Origin of the sequence: Gordonia sp. ABKF26 (assembly GCF_041103195.1) — a bacterium.
Lineage (GTDB): Bacteria > Actinomycetota > Actinomycetes > Mycobacteriales > Mycobacteriaceae > Gordonia > Gordonia terrae.
In genome coordinates, this window is sequence record NZ_JBGCVZ010000003.1 from 2,775,560 (window position 1) to 2,793,958 (window position 18,399).

Annotated in this window: 18 protein-coding genes; 14 read left to right on the forward strand and 4 right to left on the reverse strand. The window is 66.3% G+C overall.

Annotation, left to right across the window (positions count from 1 at the left end; all coding sequences use genetic code 11):
• Positions 1–202 precede the first annotated feature (202 nt).
• The 3 genes from aqpZ to AB4Z55_RS12965 all read right to left on the reverse strand — a co-directional run bounded on the left by aqpZ (position 203) and on the right by AB4Z55_RS12965 (position 2,659).
• Positions 203–982: an aquaporin Z gene (gene aqpZ / locus AB4Z55_RS12955; RefSeq protein ID WP_354562736.1), complete on the reverse strand. Its 780-nt coding sequence runs from the start codon at positions 980–982 to the stop codon at positions 203–205.
• Positions 983–1,140: 158 nt separating this feature from the next.
• Positions 1,141–1,902 (reverse strand): pirin family protein, encoded by a 762-nt coding sequence (locus AB4Z55_RS12960; RefSeq protein ID WP_004019876.1) that lies wholly within the window; start codon positions 1,900–1,902, stop codon positions 1,141–1,143.
• 82 nt (positions 1,903–1,984) lie between these two features.
• Complete coding sequence (locus tag AB4Z55_RS12965) at positions 1,985–2,659, reverse strand: hypothetical protein (protein WP_354563569.1); 675 nt, start codon at positions 2,657–2,659, stop codon at positions 1,985–1,987.
• A 109-nt stretch (positions 2,660–2,768) separates the two neighbouring features.
• Between AB4Z55_RS12965 and AB4Z55_RS12970 the strand changes: the two genes are divergently transcribed.
• Genes AB4Z55_RS12970 through AB4Z55_RS12985 form a run of 4 tightly spaced genes read left to right on the forward strand, consistent with a single transcriptional unit; the run spans position 2,769 to position 6,636 of the window.
• Positions 2,769–3,062: a hypothetical protein gene (locus tag AB4Z55_RS12970; protein WP_004019878.1), complete on the forward strand. Its 294-nt coding sequence runs from the start codon at positions 2,769–2,771 to the stop codon at positions 3,060–3,062.
• Positions 3,059–3,883: a hypothetical protein gene (locus AB4Z55_RS12975; protein WP_354563567.1), complete on the forward strand. Its 825-nt coding sequence runs from the start codon at positions 3,059–3,061 to the stop codon at positions 3,881–3,883. Before AB4Z55_RS12970 ends, AB4Z55_RS12975 begins: the two co-directional genes overlap by 4 nt.
• A 58-nt stretch (positions 3,884–3,941) precedes the next feature.
• The gene (locus tag AB4Z55_RS12980; RefSeq protein WP_354563565.1) at positions 3,942–5,885 is read left to right on the forward strand and encodes a fumarate reductase/succinate dehydrogenase flavoprotein subunit; all 1,944 of its coding nucleotides are present in this window, start codon (positions 3,942–3,944) and stop codon (positions 5,883–5,885) included.
• Between the two features lies 1 nt (position 5,886).
• Positions 5,887–6,636 (forward strand): succinate dehydrogenase/fumarate reductase iron-sulfur subunit, encoded by a 750-nt coding sequence (locus AB4Z55_RS12985; RefSeq protein ID WP_248642893.1) that lies wholly within the window; start codon positions 5,887–5,889, stop codon positions 6,634–6,636.
• A gap of 24 nt (positions 6,637–6,660) precedes the next feature.
• Here the strand turns inward: AB4Z55_RS12985 and AB4Z55_RS12990 are convergent, their stop codons facing one another.
• Positions 6,661–7,449, reverse strand: a complete 789-nt coding sequence (locus tag AB4Z55_RS12990; RefSeq protein WP_248642892.1) for an IclR family transcriptional regulator — start codon at positions 7,447–7,449, stop codon at positions 6,661–6,663.
• Positions 7,450–7,711: 262 nt separating this feature from the next.
• On the opposite strand from AB4Z55_RS12990, the gene AB4Z55_RS12995 reads away from it, so the two are divergent.
• The 10 genes from AB4Z55_RS12995 (at position 7,712) to AB4Z55_RS13040 (ending at position 18,316) form a co-directional block, all read left to right on the forward strand.
• Entirely contained in the window at positions 7,712–8,203 is a 492-nt protein-coding gene (locus AB4Z55_RS12995; RefSeq protein ID WP_354563563.1) for a hypothetical protein, read from the forward strand.
• Complete coding sequence (locus AB4Z55_RS13000) at positions 8,200–9,747, forward strand: FGGY-family carbohydrate kinase (RefSeq protein ID WP_239400901.1); 1,548 nt, start codon at positions 8,200–8,202, stop codon at positions 9,745–9,747. The genes AB4Z55_RS12995 and AB4Z55_RS13000 overlap by 4 nt, the downstream gene beginning before the upstream one ends.
• A gap of 41 nt (positions 9,748–9,788) precedes the next feature.
• A complete protein-coding gene (locus AB4Z55_RS13005; protein ID WP_004019885.1) occupies positions 9,789–10,712 on the forward strand; it encodes a phosphotriesterase in 924 nt (307 codons plus the stop codon).
• Positions 10,709–11,395, forward strand: coding sequence for an HAD hydrolase-like protein (locus tag AB4Z55_RS13010; protein ID WP_354563561.1), 687 nt, complete (start codon positions 10,709–10,711; stop codon positions 11,393–11,395). The genes AB4Z55_RS13005 and AB4Z55_RS13010 overlap by 4 nt, the downstream gene beginning before the upstream one ends.
• 138 nt (positions 11,396–11,533) lie before the next feature.
• Positions 11,534–12,970: an MFS transporter gene (locus AB4Z55_RS13015; RefSeq protein ID WP_239400897.1), complete on the forward strand. Its 1,437-nt coding sequence runs from the start codon at positions 11,534–11,536 to the stop codon at positions 12,968–12,970.
• On the forward strand, positions 12,967–13,764 hold the full coding sequence (locus tag AB4Z55_RS13020; protein WP_058251820.1) for an SDR family NAD(P)-dependent oxidoreductase: 798 nt from the start codon (positions 12,967–12,969) through the stop codon (positions 13,762–13,764). Before AB4Z55_RS13015 ends, AB4Z55_RS13020 begins: the two co-directional genes overlap by 4 nt.
• Positions 13,765–13,767: 3 nt before the next feature.
• Entirely contained in the window at positions 13,768–14,610 is an 843-nt protein-coding gene (locus AB4Z55_RS13025; protein ID WP_354563560.1) for a transketolase, read from the forward strand.
• Positions 14,603–15,592, forward strand: coding sequence for a transketolase family protein (locus AB4Z55_RS13030; RefSeq protein ID WP_248642886.1), 990 nt, complete (start codon positions 14,603–14,605; stop codon positions 15,590–15,592). Before AB4Z55_RS13025 ends, AB4Z55_RS13030 begins: the two co-directional genes overlap by 8 nt.
• The gene (locus tag AB4Z55_RS13035) at positions 15,589–16,716 is read left to right on the forward strand and encodes a glycerol dehydrogenase (RefSeq protein WP_239400891.1); all 1,128 of its coding nucleotides are present in this window, start codon (positions 15,589–15,591) and stop codon (positions 16,714–16,716) included. The genes AB4Z55_RS13030 and AB4Z55_RS13035 overlap by 4 nt, the downstream gene beginning before the upstream one ends.
• Positions 16,706–18,316 (forward strand): AMP-binding protein, encoded by a 1,611-nt coding sequence (locus tag AB4Z55_RS13040; protein ID WP_354563559.1) that lies wholly within the window; start codon positions 16,706–16,708, stop codon positions 18,314–18,316. The genes AB4Z55_RS13035 and AB4Z55_RS13040 overlap by 11 nt, the downstream gene beginning before the upstream one ends.
• The last annotated feature ends 83 nt before the right edge of the window (positions 18,317–18,399 follow it).

Below are 18,399 nucleotides of genomic sequence, written 5' to 3' on the forward strand. Positions count from 1 at the left end.
TCCCTGAGGAGCGAGCTTGCGAGCGTCCCCTCTGCTCCCTGAGGAGCGAGCTTGCGAGCGTCACGAAGGGTCCTGGTGAGATGCGTGGCGGACCCTTCGTGACGCACCCTCCGCAAGCTCCGGGCGCTCCTCAGGGAGCAATGGGGGCGCTCCTTTCGGATTAGGGACCAGAGGATTCGGCACACGCTTGAAGCGGACCCGCTCAGGCGTCGGCGGTCTCGGTTCGGGCCGGCTCGGGCGCTGCACGCTTCCCGTTCTGGAACAGCAACGGGTAGAGGAGACCGCCGATGAGACCGCCGATCAACGGGGCGAGCCAGAAGACCCACAGCTGACCGGGCGCGCCGTTGCCGTTGAAGAAGGCGACCGCGGTCGAGCGGGCCGGGTTGACCGAGGTGTTGCTGATCGGGATCGAGATCAGATGGATGAGGGTGAGGCACAAACCGATCGCCAGCGGCCCGAAGCCCACGGGGGCGCGCCCGTCGGTCGCACCCAGGACCACGATGAGGAAGAACGCCGTCAACAGGACCTCTGCGATGAGAACCGCGGTGAGGGAGTAGTTGCCGGGGGAGTGTTCGCCGTATCCGTTGGCAGCCATGTTGCCCTCCGCCACGAACCCGGGTCGACCCTTCGCGATGAGGAAGAGCATCAGGCCGGCCAGCAGGCCACCCACGACCTGTGCGATCCAGTAGGTGGGCAGCTCCTTCCAGGACATCCGTCCGCTGATGGCGGCGCCCAACGTGATCGCGGGATTGAAGTGTGCTCCCGAGACGTGTCCGACCGCGTAGGCCATGGTCACCACGGTGAGGCCGAAAGCCAGCGAGACGCCGAGGAATCCGATCCCCACCTGGAAGGTGTCCTGACCGTCGTCGGATTGCGCTATCTGCTTGGCGGCGTAGATCGCGCTGCCGCATCCGCCGAAGACCAACCAGAATGTGCCGAAGAACTCAGCGGCGAGTCGTGCTGCGGGTGACGGGGAAGGCATGGACGTCCTTTCGCTCGGTGACCTGACCGTCGAGGCGCGCGAAGTGCCTCATCCTTCGAATGGCTCACACAGTAGCGGTGCCACCGTGAATCGGCAGCGTTACGGCAAATCCTGTACACGTCAGTGAAGATGGGGTGGACGAGAGTTGTCCCTTGGGATCAACGGCGAAACGTCGAGTGCATCTCCCAGAACAGAATCTCGGTGTCCATCGTCGCGGATACGGTGACGTCGCCGTGATCGGTGGTGCGCAGGGCATCACCCTCGGCGAGCTGTATGCCGTCGTCCAACTCGACACCGCCCCGCGCCACGTACAGGTGTCCGAAGGGCGCCGGGGGGAGAATGACCGACTGCCCGGACCCGAGACGCGCGACATGCAGTGCCGCATGGGGATTCTTGATCGAGATCGCCGTGGTGTCGGTGTGCTCGGGCATTCCGGAGGCGACGGTGACCAGGCCGCCGGCTGCGAGGTCGGTGGTGAAATCGCGCTCGGCATAGCCGGGTTCACCTCCGGCGTGTTCGGGCGCAACCCACATCTGGATGACGCGAAGGTCCCGGTCCTCGCTCCGTCGAGAAGCATTCGCCTCGGTATGGGTGATACCGCGGCCCGCGCTCATCCGCTGCGCGACGCCGGGGGTGATCACGCCCGTGTTGCCGAACGAATCACGATGAGCGACAGCGCCTTCGAGCACCCACGTGATGATCTCGGCGTCGCGGTGAAAATGTGCGTCGAAGCCTTCGCCCGCGTCGACGCGATCATCGTTGTGCACGAGCAGGACCCCGTGGGCGTTCGCGGTCAGATCGAAGTTGCCGGTGACCGGGAAGGACTGGCGGGAATCGAGCCACTCGCTCCGGAAGCCATGTCGGCCGGCGGCTCGGATGACCTGCCGTGTGGTGACGGCCGCGGCTCGTGCTTCGCTCATCGTCGACTCCGATCTGGTCCGGGAACTCGGCCGACTCAACCGTCGCCGCACAGGCGCTATTCCGGTCCGTGGCGGCGCCTCGCTAGTCCAGCAGGTTCACCGCGTTGGCCACCACCAGGCTCAGGATGACGATCGACAGCAATGACTGCGAGGCCATCGCGAGTTTCGCGCGCCGCGCCAGCGGCATCACATCGGTCGGACTGAAGGCCGTCGCATTGGTCAGGGCCAGGTAGAGGTAGTCGAAGAACACCGGTCGCCAACCGGAGGCTGCCAACCGCGGCTCGAGTTGCTGGGGAAACGCGAGATCCGGGTGCTCGGCGGGGTGCAGGTGCCGGTTCACCGGCCCGCCGCCGTCGAGTTCCCAGTAGAGAAACGCGAAGGCGATGACGGTCTGTAGCCAGACGAGGGCGCCGGCGACCAGCAACTGGTTCGCCGCCTCGGTCTGCGGATTGCCATGGAGAAGATCCCATACGAGTCGTCCCGCACCCCATGCTGCTCCGGCCGCGATGGCGACGACGAGACACACGGAGAGGGCGCGGACCCACCGGCCGGGGCGGTCGATCCGGCCGGGATCCACGACGACGAGCGTCAGCAGCACCATCCCCTCGATCGCGGGCAGCAACCATGCGGTCCCGGCGGCGTAACGCGCCGGGAGTAGGAACGGGATCGCCATCGCGACCAGCACGAACGCCGATGCGGTCCATCGCTGCTCGGCGCGGGGCAGGTTCTCTCCCCGGCGGTGGTCGTCGTCGTTCATCCGGCGGCCTCCTCCGGTCCGGGGCCCCGACACGTTCGGTCAAGACCGTTGACTCGGCGTGCCCGGCCGGTACTGTGTTCTTCATCACATAGGCAGGAAGGGATGTGCCATGATACCGACCGAGATCAGGGATCTGCATCGCAGCATCGGGGCCTTACGCCATCACATGACGACGCTGCAGACACAGTACGGCGATGTCGACGCCGTTCGGCGGATGTCCAACGACCTGGACCGTCTGGAGATCGACCTCCATGACTTCGAGCACGCGCCGCCGCCGCTTCTGCAGGCGAAGCTCGGACGAGACCAGGTGATCTATGTGCCCGACAGCAAGTCAGACGAATCTGCCTGGCTGGGCGCGCAAGACGAAGGGCTGGGCTTTCATTCGCGTGAGCGCACGAAGTGAGCGCCCCCGCGACTGAGCGGGACGCAGTCGGGGTCTTCTCTCCCGGTCGCGCGCGGATCCTGGCGCGCACACTCCGTCGGGACAGGTGGTGGCTGTCGCCCCTGCTGACCGTCATCGGTCTCGCGGCCTTCGTCATCTATGCGACCGTGCGGTCCTTTGTACGGACCGCCTATTACTCGACCGAGTATCACTACCTGTCGCCGTTCTATTCGCCGTGTCTCAGTGAGTCGTGTGTGCCCGGTGCGAGTCACTTCGGTACGCCCTTCCCCGAACTCCCGATGTGGATTCCGCTGGCGTTCTTGTCGCTACCGTTTCTGCTCGGGTTCCGGTTGACCTGCTACTACTACCGCAAGGCCTACTACCGGTCGGTGTGGTTGTCGCCGCCGGCGTGCGCTGTCGCCGAACCGCACAGCAGGTACACCGGCGAGACGCGGCTGCCGCTGATCATCCAGAATTCGCACCGGTACTTCTTCTATGCAGCCGTGATCATCTCGGTGATCAACACCTACGACGCCGTCATCGCGTTCCACGGCGCCGACGGTGGTTTCGGCTTCGGCCTGGGCAATGTCATCCTCGTCGTGAACGTGCTGCTGCTCTGGACGTACACGGTGTCGTGCCACTCGTGTCGCCACGTGACCGGCGGCCGTCTCAAGCACTTTTCGAAACACCCGGTGCGGTACTGGATCTGGACCCGGGTCTCGAAGCTGAACACCCGGCACATGCAGTTCGCCTGGATCACGCTCGGTACGTTGGTGCTCACCGACTTCTACATCATGCTCGTTGCCAGCAACACCATCTCGGACCTGAGATTCGTGGGTTGACCGTTTGACGGCACAACGTCTGTTGTGCAGCCGTTTTCAACGTTGGGAGTCGCGCTAGATGACCGAGCCGGAACGCTACGAGTACGACGTCGTTGTCATCGGTGCGGGCGGTGCCGGGTTGCGTGCGGTCATCGAGGCCCGCGAACGGGGTTACTCGGTCGCCGTGGTGTGCAAGTCACTCTTCGGCAAGGCCCACACGGTCATGGCGGAGGGTGGGTGCGCCGCGTCGATGGGCAACGCCAACTCGAAGGACAACTGGCAGACGCATTTTCAGGACACCATGCGTGGCGGCAAGTTCCTGAACAACTGGCGTATGGCCGAGTTGCACGCGAAGGAGGCTCCGGATCGGGTCTGGGAACTCGAAACCTACGGCGCCCTGTTCGATCGCACCGAGGACGGCCGGATATCGCAGCGAAACTTCGGCGGTCACACCTATCCGCGGCTCGCGCATGTCGGCGACCGCACCGGGTTGGAACTGATCCGGACGATGCAACAGAAGATCGTCTCGCTTCAGCAGGAGGACTTCGCGGCCACCGGCGACTACGAATCGCGCATCAAGGTATTCGCCGAATGCACCATCACCGATCTCCTGAAGGACGGCGACGCCATCGCCGGCGCGTTCGGGTACTGGCGTGAGTCCGGTCGCTTCATCCTGTTCGAGGCGCCTGCGGTGGTCGTGGCGACGGGAGGTATCGGCAAATCGTTCAAGGTGACCTCCAATTCGTGGGAGTACACCGGCGACGGCCACGCGCTCGCCCTCCGGGCCGGAGCGAGCCTGATCAACATGGAGTTCGTCCAGTTCCATCCGACCGGGATGGTCTGGCCGCCCAGCGTCAAGGGCATCCTGGTGACCGAGGGTGTCCGCGGCGACGGCGGTGTGCTCAAGAACACCGACGGCAAGCGGTTCATGTTCGACTACATCCCACCGGTTTTCAAAGGTCAGTACGCCGAGACCGAGGAGGAGGCCGACGAGTGGCTGGCCGACAACGACAGTGCGCGTCGGACCCCGGACCTGTTGCCCCGCGACGAGGTCGCCCGGGCGATCAACGAGGAGGTCAAGGCCGGACGCGGCACCGAACACGGCGGTGTCTACCTCGACATCGCGTCGCGGATGCCCGCCGAGGAGATCATGCGCCGGCTGCCGTCGATGCATCATCAGTTCAAAGAACTCGCCGACGTCGACATCACGGCCGAACCGATGGAGGTCGGGCCCACGTGTCACTACGTGATGGGCGGAATCGAGGTCGACCCGGACACGGCCGCCTCGCGGGTCCCGGGGCTGTTCGCGGCGGGTGAGTGCTCGGGAGGTATGCACGGCTCCAACCGATTGGGTGGCAACTCGCTGTCCGACCTGCTGGTCTTCGGGCGACGGGCCGGACTCGGTGCGGCGGCGTACGTCGAATCACTGACGACGCGGCCCACCGTCTCCGCTGCCGACATCGAGCGGGCGGCGGCATCGGCTCTGGCGCCGTTCGATCCGCCGGCCGAGGGCAAACCGGAGAACCCGTACACCCTGCACACCGACCTCCAACAGGCCATGAACGATCTGGTCGGGATCATCCGGAAGGAGGCCGAGATGCAGGAGGCGCTCGACGTCCTGGCAGATCTGCGAAACCGATTGGGCGGCATGCAGGTCGAAGGGCACCGGCAGTTCAATCCGGGCTGGCATCTCGCCATCGACCTGCGCAACATGCTGCTGGTCTGTGAATGCGTCGCTAAGGCCGCGCTCATGCGCACGGAGAGCCGTGGCGGGCACACCCGCGACGATCACCCGTCGATGGACTCGAACTGGCGGAACGCTCTGTTGGTCTGCACCGCCGAGCTCGACGGGGACGGCCCGGTTCCGGAGGTCAGCGTCGTGCGGACGGAACAGACCCCCATGCGTCCGGACCTGTTGGAGCTGTTCGAATTCCCGGAGATAGAGAAATACTACACCGCAGCCGAGATCGCCGGGCACCCCGGCGCCGGGGGCGAGCGAGCCGAAGGGCACTCGGAGGACTGACATGGGATACGACGCGAAGTTCCGGATCTGGCGCGGGGACACCGACGCCGGCGGCCTCGAGGACTACACGGTGGCTGTCAACGAGGGTGAGGTGGTGCTCGACATCATCCATCGACTGCAGGCGACGCAGGCACCCGACCTGGCGGTGCGGTGGAACTGCAAAGCGGGCAAATGCGGTTCGTGCTCGGCCGAGGTCAACGGTCGCCCGAAGTTGCTGTGTATGACCCGGATGTCCACCTTCACCGAAGACGAGGTCGTCACGGTGACCCCGATGCGTACCTTCCCCGTCATCCGCGACCTGGTCACCGATGTCTCGTTCAACTACGCGAAAGCGCGGGAGATCCAGTCGTTCACGCCCCCTGAGGGTCTCGGGCCGGGGGAGTATCGGATGAAGCAGGTTGACGTGCAGCGCTCGCAGGAGTTCCGCAAGTGCATCGAGTGCTTCCTGTGTCAGGACACCTGCCACGTCGTGCGCGATCACGAGGAGAACAAGCAGAACTTCGCCGGTCCGCGCTTCCTCATGCGCGTCGCCGAACTCGACATGCATCCCCTCGACGTCGCCGAGCGCCGCGACACGGCCCGAACCGAGCACGGACTGGGCCTCTGCAACATCACCAAATGCTGCACCGATGTCTGTCCCGAGCAGATCAAGATCACCGACAACGCGCTGATCCCGATGAAGGAACGCGTCGCCGACCGGCACTATGATCCGCTGGTGTGGTTGGGTAACAAGCTGTTTCGACGGCACTGACTGTGCGTCGGGACGTTGTGCGCCTCAGCCGGCGTACCCCAGGCGACGGGATACGGTGAGCGCGCCATCCACCAGCGCGGCGGCCATCTCGTCCTGGCGTTCATCGGACAGATCCGCAGACAACCCGCCGATGCTCAACGCCGCCACCACGGTTCCCTTGCGGTCTCGGATGCACGCGCCCAGTGCGGCGACACCGGGTGTCACGTCGCCGACACTGATGGAGTAGCCGCGTCTGCGTGTTTCGGCGAGCGTCGCCCGCAACTCCTCTTCGGTGATCTCGTCGCCGGCCGGGGTGAGCATCGGTCGCGACTCGAGAACCTGGGGGAGGGCGGTCTCCTCGAGTTCGGCCAACAGGGCCACCGGTGCTCCGCCGAGGTAGAGCGGTAACGACCGCCCGACCGAGAGAACCATCACCCGGATGGGCTGGCTGCTCTCGATCATGTCGAGGCACACCGCCCGCGCGCCGTCGGGGACCAGTAGGTACACGTGCTCATCGAATCTGGCTGCGAGTTCGGACATCACGTGACTGGCCTCGGTGCGCAGGTCGAAGCTGCCCAGCACGGCGGAAGCGAGCTCGAAGACGCGCAACGTGAGTCGGTAGTCGGCGGAGCGGGTGCGCTCGACCCAGCCGGCGACCTCGAGGGTGTTGAGAATCCGGTACATCGTCGTGCGACTGTGCCCGCACTTCGTCATCAGCTCCGCCAGGGACAGCTCGGCGCGATCGCCTTTGAAGGCTTCGAGGACATCGATCGCCTTCACGATCGACGCGATGTGGTTCTTCGGGTCGAGTTCTATCGATCGCGCGGGTGTCATGGCTGCTGTCTCCTTCTGTGATGCGAAGCGGGCCTTGGGATCTCACTCCAGGACGACATGTCCGCCGAACGGTTCACGCCGACCCGGTGCATGTCTTCGATCTGCGTGGCCGAACACACCGAGGCCATGGTGTGATGGTTGACACAGACCACCGGACATGAAATTGTTCCGTATGGCGCACACGTTATCCGGATTCCGGACACCGGGTCAAGCCCCGAAACCCGCGAGCATCGGCTCCGCTTCCTCGGTCACACGGGTGGTCATGCCGATCGACGGCCCCGCCCGAGTCCTGTGTGGAGAAGGCGGCTCTGAGTCGACGTACGAGATCCCGGGGTGGGACGTCCTACGGACTTTTGTCGATCGATTCGCCCCTGATGTCGCGGTCGACCTGTCCACCCGGTTCGCCGCGACAATTGCCGAGTGGGAAGCCAACCCCACCAGGGTCACCTACGGCGTCGTCGGGGACCGAGACGTCTTGGTGGGGCTGTCCTATCAGACCTCGCCGGAAGAAGTGCTCGCCGCTGTCTGGCGCGGATTGTGTGTGTCGCTTGCCCGTGCGCTGCGGGACAACGGTGTCGACGGACCGGTCCGGCTCGAGTCGGGTCATCCGGGCGCCGACGCACTGGCCGATCGATTGAGTCGCTTGGGTATCCGTGTCCAGGGCGTCCACACACCCGTCGACGCGGAACACCGGTTGGGCATCGACGCGCTCGTCCGCGCGGTTGCCGATACCGCACAGGAGGTGTCCCGGTGACCCGTTCGGTCGTGATCGGTATCGACAAAGGCACCAGTTCGCTCAAGACGATCGCCGTCGATCTCGCCACCGGAGAGCTCGTCGCCGAATGCGGTGCTCGGACCCCGAGTGTCTACCCGACCGCGGGCCGGCACGAGGAGGACCCCGAACGGACCTGGGCGACAGTCGCCGGCACGATCCGGGCGGTCGTCGACGCGCTCGGCGCGGGGACGTCCATCGCAGGCGTCGGGGTGACCGGTCACATGGGTGGACTGTGGACCGTCGGCCCTGACGGCGCGCCCGTCGGCCACGCGATCTGCTGGCCCGACGCCCGCGCGACCGGCGTTCTCGACGCAGTACGCGACCGCGGCCACCTCGACGCCTTGTTCGAGATCAGCGGGAACGCTCTCATTCCGGGAACCCCGTATCCCTTGCTGGCGTGGATGAAGCGCGCCGAGCCGGAGCGGTACGCGAGGATCCGGCACTTCTTCATGGCCAAGGACTACGTGAACTACCGGCTCACCGGAGTCGTGGCGACCGAGGAGTCCGACCTGTCGTTCGCACCCTGCGACTTCCGCAATCGCCGCAAGGCGGAGGAGTTCTTCACCGCCTTCGGCATCGAGGAGATGTCTCCGCGACTGCCCGAGGTCGGCGTCAGCACCGACCTCCTGGGGACCGTGACCGCCGCGGCGTCGGCCGAGACCGGGCTCCCGGTGGGGACCCCGGTGTCTGCGGGCACCGGAGATGCCACGGCCAACATGATCGGGATCGGCGCCGCCGACGACGGCCAGGCTGTCACCACCATCGGTACGAGCCTCATGAACGGCACCTCCACGGATCATCCGCTGCTCGAACCCGCCGGAATCGGTTTCGGCTTCCTCATGCCGGAGAATCGATGGCAACGCCAGATCACCAATTCCGGAGGCGGCACCCTGTGCCTCGACTGGGTGATCAACACCTTCTGCCCGGCAGAGGTGGAGCGCATGGCGCGCGGCGCCACCACGCTCGGCGATGTGGTGCGCGACTTCGCCCGCCAGACCGAGCCGGGAAGTCGTGGGCTCGTGTTTCATCCGTATCTCAACACCGCGGGCGCGACAGCTCCGTTCCTCGATGTCAACGCGCGCGGCAGCTTTGTCGACTTCCGCCCGGACACGTCGTCGGCAGAACTCGTCCGGGCCGTCATGGAGGGCACGGCTCTCTCGGTGCGGGACTGTTACGACGCCATGCCCGTACGCATCGACGAGATCCGCCTGACCGGCGGTGGGGCCCGCAGTGTCGAGTGGAGCCAGATCATCGCCGATGTGCTGCAGAAGACCATCGTGGCACCCGATGTCCCCGAGTCGGGGGCGCTGGGGGCGGCGATGCTCGCCGCGGTTGCCACCGGGCAGTACGCCGACCTCGACGCCGCAACCGCGCAACTGGTACGGCCGGGGCGCGTCCACGAACCCGACCCCGAGACAGCGAGTACCTACGACGAGGCCTTCGCCATCTACCGGGCCGTCCTCGCACCGCTGCGTGACGTCTGGGCCGCGACGGCCGCGACCGACCGCCTCATCCCGGCCTGACCGGCCGACCCACCGCACGACACACGCGAAACGGAGAACTCGTGCCCGTCATCAGAACCGTGCTCGGCGACATCGCCCCCGAAAGCCTGGGAGTGACCCTGTGTCATGAGCACCTCTTCACCAACCCGCCGAAGTGGGCGCAGGACAAGGACCCCGACATGGTGCTCGACCGTGTCGACGCGGCGATCGGTGAGGTGACCGACTTCGACAGCCTGGGCGGGGGCGCACTCGTCGAGATGACCACCGCAGACTACGGACGACGCGGCGACGGCCTGCTGGCCGTCGCCCGGGCCACGCCCGTCCACATCATCAGCGCCAGCGGCTATCAGAAGGGCATCTACTATCCCGAGTCGGTCGCCACCGAGTCGGTGGAGGAGATCGCCGCCCGGTTCGCGGCCGACGTGACGGCCGGTGTCGACGGCACATCGGCGCGGGCCGGCGTGATCAAGTTCGGGACCTGTCGCACCGATGAGATCCGCGCGGACGAGCGCAAGGTCCAGAAGGCCGTTGCGCGAGCACACCTCGAGACAGGCGCGCCGATTTCCACCCACTGTCAGGCCGGAACGCTGGGTGACCTGCAGGCGAACGGTTTCGCCGACCTCGGCGTCGATCCCGATCACGTCCTGATCGGTCACCTCGACCGCAACCTCGACTACGACTACCTCCGCAAGGTCGCGAAGACCGGGGTGTGGCTCGGATTCGACCATTGGACCAAACCCAAATACCCGTCCGACGACCTCCGGGTCGACCACATCCGGCGTCTGGCCGACGAGGGCTTCACCAAGATCATGGTGTCCGGTGATCTGGGCCGGCCGTCGTATCAACCCCACCATGGCGGCACGCCGGGCTTCGCGGGACTGCTCAAGCAGATTCGCGACCGGCTTCCCGCCGACATCGCCGAGCGTGTCTTCGTGCAGAACCCGCGGACGTTCTTCGCGTTCACACCGCGCGAGGGGGTGGCATGATCTCCACCGCACCGGCTTCCGCGGGCGGCGTCGGAGCCCCGGTGACGACACACGGCGTGCTCTTCGACCTGGACGGGACCCTCATCGACTCCCGGTACGCGATCATCGAGGCCTACCGCGCAACATTCGAGAACGAACTCGGACAACCGCTGCCCGACGAACTCGAGGATCCGAGCGCCATCATGGCCCCCCGGCCCCCCGAGATCTTCGCGCGATTCTCTGACCGCGATCCGCTGGAACTCGAACGCGCGTACGGCACGCATTACACCTCGGGCGCCTTCCGGCGCGTGGCGGCCTACCCGGAGCTGCGTGAGACCCTCGCCGCTCTCGCCGAGCGCGGCATCACCGTGGGCATCGTCACCAACAAGCGAATGAGCCGCGTGCACAGGGACTTCCACCATCTCGGCATCGACGAGAAGTCGTTCGCGACCATCGTGACCGCCGACGACACCACCGAACGCAAACCGCACCCCGCCCCGGTGCTGCTCGGACTCGAGCGGGCCGGACTCGACCCGGCGCACACCTGGTACGTCGGGGACGGCCCGCAGGACATCCGCTCCGGCGCCGCCGCCGGCACCCGCACGATGGGCGCCGCCTACGGCTACTACGGAACCGACACCCTCGCCGGTCACCGACCCGACCATCTCCTCGACACGCTGAGCGAACTCCTGCACCACATCTAGCGAACCGACCACACATACGGTCCCGCACCACACCCGGTGGCGCGGTACCGCTCGCTGCCCCGAAATCCCTCCGGCGCAGAACCCTTCATCGATCCGCCCACCCCCGGAGAGTGGGCACTCTCACGAACGGATGTCGTCATGACCCAACTACTCCCTGCCCGAAATCGGGCGCTGACCACTGTCGCCGAGGTCGATGACCTCGTCGACTCCGAGGACATAAGGACCCGCAGGCACAAGCTCATGCTTGTTCTCGGTCTCGCCGGCATCGCCTTCGAGGCGTACTTCCTGGCGGTCTTGAGTTCGGGCACGGCCCCGATGAGCGAACAGCTCAACCTCGACGCGAACGGCGTCGGGCTGGTCAGCGCATACGGCTACGTCGCCACCCTGATAGCCGCGGCGACCTGCGGCCTGCTCGCCGACCGATACGGTCGGGTGAAGATCATGGTCGTCGCCAAGATCGTGGCGGTGATCGCCGCCCTGATGATGGCCGCCGCACCGAGTTTCGCGATGCTCGTCTTGGCCCGGTGCATCGCGGGCGCGGCCTACGGCGTCGACCTCGGCGTTGCGATGGCATACCTGTCGGAGAACCTGCCGAAGAAGCGCCAGTACCTGCTCAACTTCTGGCAGGCACAGTGGTACATCTCCACGGTCGTCGCCCTGGCGATCGTCCTGGGTCTCTACCACCTCGACGTGGGACTGAGCATCTGGCGCTGGGGCCTCGTCACCGCCGCGATCTTCGCCTTCGTCGTCGCCGTCGCACAGTGGGCCCTGATGCCCGACAGCCCGCGCTGGCTCGCCAAGAAGGACAGGCTCCCCGAGCTGACCAAGTCGCTGAAGGCCATGTACGGAATCGACGCCACATATCCCACCGGGCATCTCGACGCGGCCATCGAGGAACCACGGAAAGAGCGCCGTTTCACCGAACTCTTCAGCGTCCGCTTCCGTGCGCGGACCATCCTGGCCAACGTCGTCACCATGATGCAGGCCCTGCAGTACTACGCCGTGGCCTACTACCTGCCGGTCATCGCGCTGAGCCTGTTCGGTGAGAACTTCGGCGAGGCGACCTTCGGCTCCATCGTGTTCAACGTCTTCGGCATCGTCGGCGGTGTCGCCTCGATCTGGGTGGCATCCAAACTCGGTGCGAACGGCGCTGCGAAGTACGGATTCCTGGCGGTCGCCGCGATGATCCTGGTCCTCGGCGTCTTCTTCGACTCGCTCCCGATCCTCCTGGCGTTCATCGTCCCGGCCATGTTCATCTTCTTCCACTCCGCCGGACCCGGCGCATCCGGTCTGACCATGGCGGCGATGGCGTACCCGTCGGATCTGCGCGGTCGCGGCGGACAGCTGGCCACCATTTCGCAGAGCATCGGCGGCATCGTCGGTCTGTATGCGTTCCCGCGGATGTCGGAGGCGCTCGGGCTCTCGACCACCATCACGATCTTCGTCGCGGTGCCGTTGATCGGTGCGGCCATCTGCATGCTGATCCGCTGGGAGCCGTTCGACACGACTCACGACGCCAACGAGATCGCCGCCGCCGAGGGCGACATGACGGTACGGGAGGTGTACGGACGATGACCGGGGCACGTGTGACGATCCCCGGCTCGGTGGCGCTGATCACCGGTGGCGGACAGGGTCTGGGCCTCGCCATGGCGCGACGGTTGCGGGCCGACGGACACCAGGTGGTGATCGCCGACATCGACGCCGGACGTGCTGATCAGGCGGCCGCCGACGTCAGCGGGTCCGCGCTGGTCGTCGACGTCACCGACGACGAGTCCGTCCGCCGCGCGGTCGAGGCCGTGCGACAGCGGTTCGGACGGCTCGACGTCCTGATCAACAATGCGGGTATCATTTCGCGGACCCAGGCCGAGGCAATCGATTCCGGCCGGTGGCAGGCCGAACTCGACGTCCACCTCGGCGGCACCATGCGGTGCAGCCGGGAGGCCTTCGTCCTCCTCCGCGAGGCGCCCAACGCGTCGATCATCAATCTCGCCTCGGTGGGTTCGACATTCGGTCTACCCGGACGATTGGCGTACACCGCCGCGAAGTCCGGCGTCCTGGGTGTCACACGCACACTCGCGGCCGAATGGGGACCGCACGGGATCCGGGTCAACGCGGTGGCCCCCGGATACATCGACACCGGGATGATGCGGACGGGTCTCGACACCGGAACCCTCGATGAGAAGCGACTGATAGATCGAACACCGATGCGCCGGTTCGGTTCTCCCGACGAGGTGGCTGCAGCCACCTCCTTCCTCGCGTCGACGGACGCGTCGTTCGTCACCGGCACCGTGCTCCGGGTCGACGGCGGGATCACCATCGACGGCACATTCCACTCGGCCGACGCCGAGATGACCAGAGAGGGCACCTGACACATGCTCGTAGACAACGACATCGATCGCTCGTCGACCGCGCAACTGGCCGACACCGCGTTCCGGCTGAGGTCGGCGATGATGCGAATGGCAGCGGACAAAGGCGAGGGATACATCGCTCAGGGGCTCGGGATCGCCGACCTGCTCGCGGTCATCTACTTCCGGCAGTTGCGTTTCGACGCCACTGATCCGGACTCGCCCTCCCGGGACCGGTTCCTGATGTCCACCGGGCACTACTCGATCGCGCTCTATGCGGTGCTCGCCGAACTGGGCATCCTGACCGAGGAGCAGATCGCGGACTACGGACTCAACGGCAGCGAACTGCCGATGAGTACTTTCGACGAGACGCCCGGAGTCGAGATCACCGGTGGCTCACTGGGACACGGTCTCGGGCAGGGTGTCGGGATGGCGCTCGGGCTCCGCCTCGACGGTGGGGATCAGAAGATCATCGTGGAACTCTCTGACGGTGAGCTGCAGGAGGGGTCGACCTGGGAGTCGGCGATGTCGGCCGCCAGCTTCGGTCTCGGCTCTCTCACCGCCGTGGTGGACTGCAACGGAATCCAGGCCGACGGTCCGATCGTGCTCGACATGGAACCGATCGCGGCCAAATGGGCCGCCTTCGGGTGGGCGGTCGAGGAGGTCGACGGCAACGACATCGAGGCTCTCGTCCGGGCGTTCGATGCGCTGGCAGCCGCGCCGGCAGACGTCCCGCGCGTGCTGATCGCCCGGACGACTCCCGGGACCGGCGTGCCCACGCTGGTCGCCCGGGAACGGGCACATTTCGTCCGCGTCCACGACACCGAGTGGACCGGACTCATCGCCGAACTGGAGGAGAATCGTGGCTGAGCTCAAAAACCGTGCCGGCGGCATGGGTGAGATCGCCGACGTCGAGGGACCCTACGAGCGGGCGCCTTTCGGTACCGAACTCGCCGAACTCGGTGCCCGCGACGAGCGAATCGTCGGACTGAGTGCCGACATGTCGAAGTATTCCGACATCATCCCGTTCCGGGATCGCTTCCCGGAGCGCTACTTCAACGCCGGCATGGCCGAGCAGAACGCGGTGATGATGGCCGCGGGATTGGCGAAGGTCGGCAAGATCGCTTTCTGCGCGACCTACGCGGCATTCCTCACCCGCCGGGCCCTCGACTTCATCGCCGTGTCATGCGCCCACAGCAAGGCCGACGTGAAGATCGTCGCCGGTTCGCCGGGGCTCGTAAATCCCTATGGCGCAACACACCAGTCCCTCGAGGACCTGGTCGTGATGCGGTCCATCCCCGATCTGACGGTGATCGATCCGTGCGACGCGGTGGAACTCCGTCACGTCATCCGCGCTGCCGCGGCCACGCCGGGTACCTTCTACATCCGCAACTTGCGCGGCAAGGTCCCCGTCGTGTTCGACGAGGACGACTTCGAGTTCGAGATCGGCCGCGCACGGATGCTGCGGCCGGGCCGTGATGTCGCGGTCATCGGAACCGGATTCATGACCGCGCGTGCGCTGAAAGCCGCGGTGTCGGCGGAAGCGGCCGGGGTGTCGACGGCCGTTCTGCACGTGCCGACCATCAAGCCCCTCGACACCGACGCAATCGCCGCGGTGGCCGCGGACGTCGGCCGGATCGTGACAGTCGAGAACGGCTTGCGCTCGGGCGGTCTGGGCAGCGCGGTCGTCGAGACACTGGCCGACCGGGGGATCGCGGTTCCGGTGACCAGGATCGGGCTGGGAGATCGCTTCCACCCCTGCGGTTCCCAGGGTTACAACGAGGCCCTGTTCGGTCTCGACGAGACGGCGATCACGCACGCGGTGATCACCGGGAACTGGCCGCACGCATGAGCGCTCTGCTGGACGGGATCGGTGTCGCCCGCGCCGCCCGTCGGTTCGCGGCACCGCAACAGTATCTGCAGGGCCCAGGGGTTCTCGACGACGTCGGTGGGGTGGTGGCCGAGATCGGGGGAGCGCCGATCGTCGTCATCGACGCCGACATCTCGGGACTGTTCGGGGCGCGTATCGAGGCGTCGCTCGCCGCTGCCGAACTACGGGCCCAGGTGATCCCGGTGGCCGGACCGGTGACGCGCGGCGTCATCGCCGACACCCTGACGCGTGTGTCAGCCGGGCAGGGCGACGTGGTGGTCGGCATCGGGGGAGGCAAGGCGCTCGACATCGCCAAGGGCGTGGCCGAGACCGTCGGACGGCCGATGGTCTCGGTCCCCACGGTCGCGTCGAATGACGGCCCCACCGCCAGTGTGTTCGCGCTCTACGACGAGTTCGGACGGCTGTCGGAACTCGGTCGCCTACCCGCGAATCCGGCCGCGGTCGTCGTCGACACAGAGGTGATCGCGAAGGCCCCGATCCGATTTCTGGTATCGGGCATCGGGGACGCGCTGGCCAAGAAGTACGAGGCCCGCTCGTGTGCGCGGGGGCGCGGTGTCACCACGCAGGGCACCCGTCCGCTGATCATCGGCGAGGTGGTCGCCGACGGATGTTCACGAGTCCTGTTGCGCGATGGCGAGGTCGCGGTGCGCGATGCACTCGCGCACCAGGTCACCCCCGAACTCGAGGCGGTCGTCGAGGCGGTGATCCTGTTGTCGGGCATCGGTTACGAGAACGGCGGCCTGTCGATCGCGCACTGTATGACGCGAGGACTGCAGGTCGGTCGTGGGTCGTCGGCGCACCTGCACGGCTACCACGTCGCCTACGGGTTGCTCGTTCATCTGGCGCTCGAGGACGATCCCGAGGTCGACCGCGACGAGATCCGCCGCTTCCTCCGTGCCCTCGGTCTCCCGACCTCGCTGGCCGATCTGGACATGGGCGAACCGTCGAACGCCGAGATCGAGGCTCTGGCCGTCGCCGCGGCGTCGGCGCCGCACGTCGCGAACACCTGGGTCGACGCATCGGTCCCCAGTATCATCGCGGCCATCGAACAGGTGGAGAAAGAGGCGGCGATCGATGGTGACTGACCACGGCCCGGACCCGGACATCGACAGCGCCCGGAGTCCGGTGCCGCCCGCGGCCGAGTTCACCTTCTCCGCACTCAGTCCGGCCACGTTCCTGGATCGAGCCGCTGCGGTATTCGCCGGACGAATCGCGGTGATCGACGGGTCACGTTCCTTCACCTACACCGAGTTCCACGATCGGGTGCAGCGGTTGACCGCGGTGATCGAACAGCTCGGTGTAGGTCCCGGTGACCGTGTCGCCGCGTTGTGTGCGAACTCGCACGTGATGCTCGAACTGCACAGTGCTGCGCCCGCTCACGGATCTGTCCTGGTGCCGTTGAACGTCCGGCTCTCCGAACCGGAGCTGACCTACATCCTGGAACACAGTGGCGCGTCGGTTCTCGTCTCGACGGTCGAGTTCGCCGATCGCGCACAAGCAGTCGGCGAAGCAGTCGGGATCCGGGTGGTGATCGGTGGGTCGGCCGACGGCTCGGACGAGTACGAGCGTCTGCTCGCAGACGCGGGCGCGCCGGTTCGTCGGGACACCGACGAACGGGGTCTGCTCGCGATCAACTACACCTCCGGGACGACGGGACGCCCGAAAGGCGTGATGTACCACCATCGGGGCGCGTATCTGCAGTCCGTGGCGATGGCCCACCACTCCGGGCTCGGTCCGGGGTCGAAGTATCTCTGGACGCTGCCGATGTTCCACTGCGACGGTTGGTGTTTCACCTGGGCCGTCGTCGCCGCCGGTGGCACGAGTGTCTGCCTGCGCAGCATCGACACCGGACTCATCTGGCGTCACCTCGTCGACGACGACGTGACTCATTTCAGCGCGGCACCCACGGTCCTCACCATGATCGCCGAAGACCCGTCGGCGGCTCGGCTCGATCGAGTCGTCCAGGCCGCGACGGGAGGTGCACCGCCATCGCCTGCTCTCCTCGCCCGGATGGCCGGGTTGGGCATCGAGATCACCCACCTCTACGGGATGACCGAGACCTTCGGCCCGATCGTCGTGAACCAGTGGCAGCCGGAGTGGGATGACGCCACGGACGAGGTGCGCGCCGTACGCAAGGCGCGACAGGGGATCGGAAACATCGTGGCAGGGCGTGTCCGAGTCGTGTCCGACGAAGGAGGCGATGTCGCGGCCGATGGCGAGACCATCGGCGAGTTGGTGGTGCGCGGCAACAACGTCATGCTCGGCTACTACCGCGATCCCGAGGCCACTGCCGCGGCAACCCTGGACGGTTGGCTGCGGACCGGTGATCTCGCGGTGATGCATCCGGACGGGTACGTCGAGATCCGGGACCGCAGCAAGGACGTCATCATCTCCGGTGGCGAGAACATCGCGTCGGTCGAGGTGGAGCGGGTGCTCGACAGCCATCCCGACGTCGTCGAATCGGCGGTCGTCGGCCGTCCGGATGAACGATGGGGCGAGGTGCCGATCGCCTATGTCAGCGTGCGCGCCGGAGCGAGCCTGACCGCTGAGGGTCTCGTCGAGTTCGCGCGCAAGACGCTCGCCCGGTTCAAGGTGCCGAAAGAAATCGTGTTCGCGGAACTGCCGAAGACGTCGACGGGCAAGATCCAGAAAAACGTGCTCCGCGGTGGTGGGGCGTCCAGCTGACACAAAGCGTTCCGGTCATCCCAACGTAACGTTGCCAACAAGCACTGTTACGCTCGCCATTGACACTGTCAATCGTGGATAGG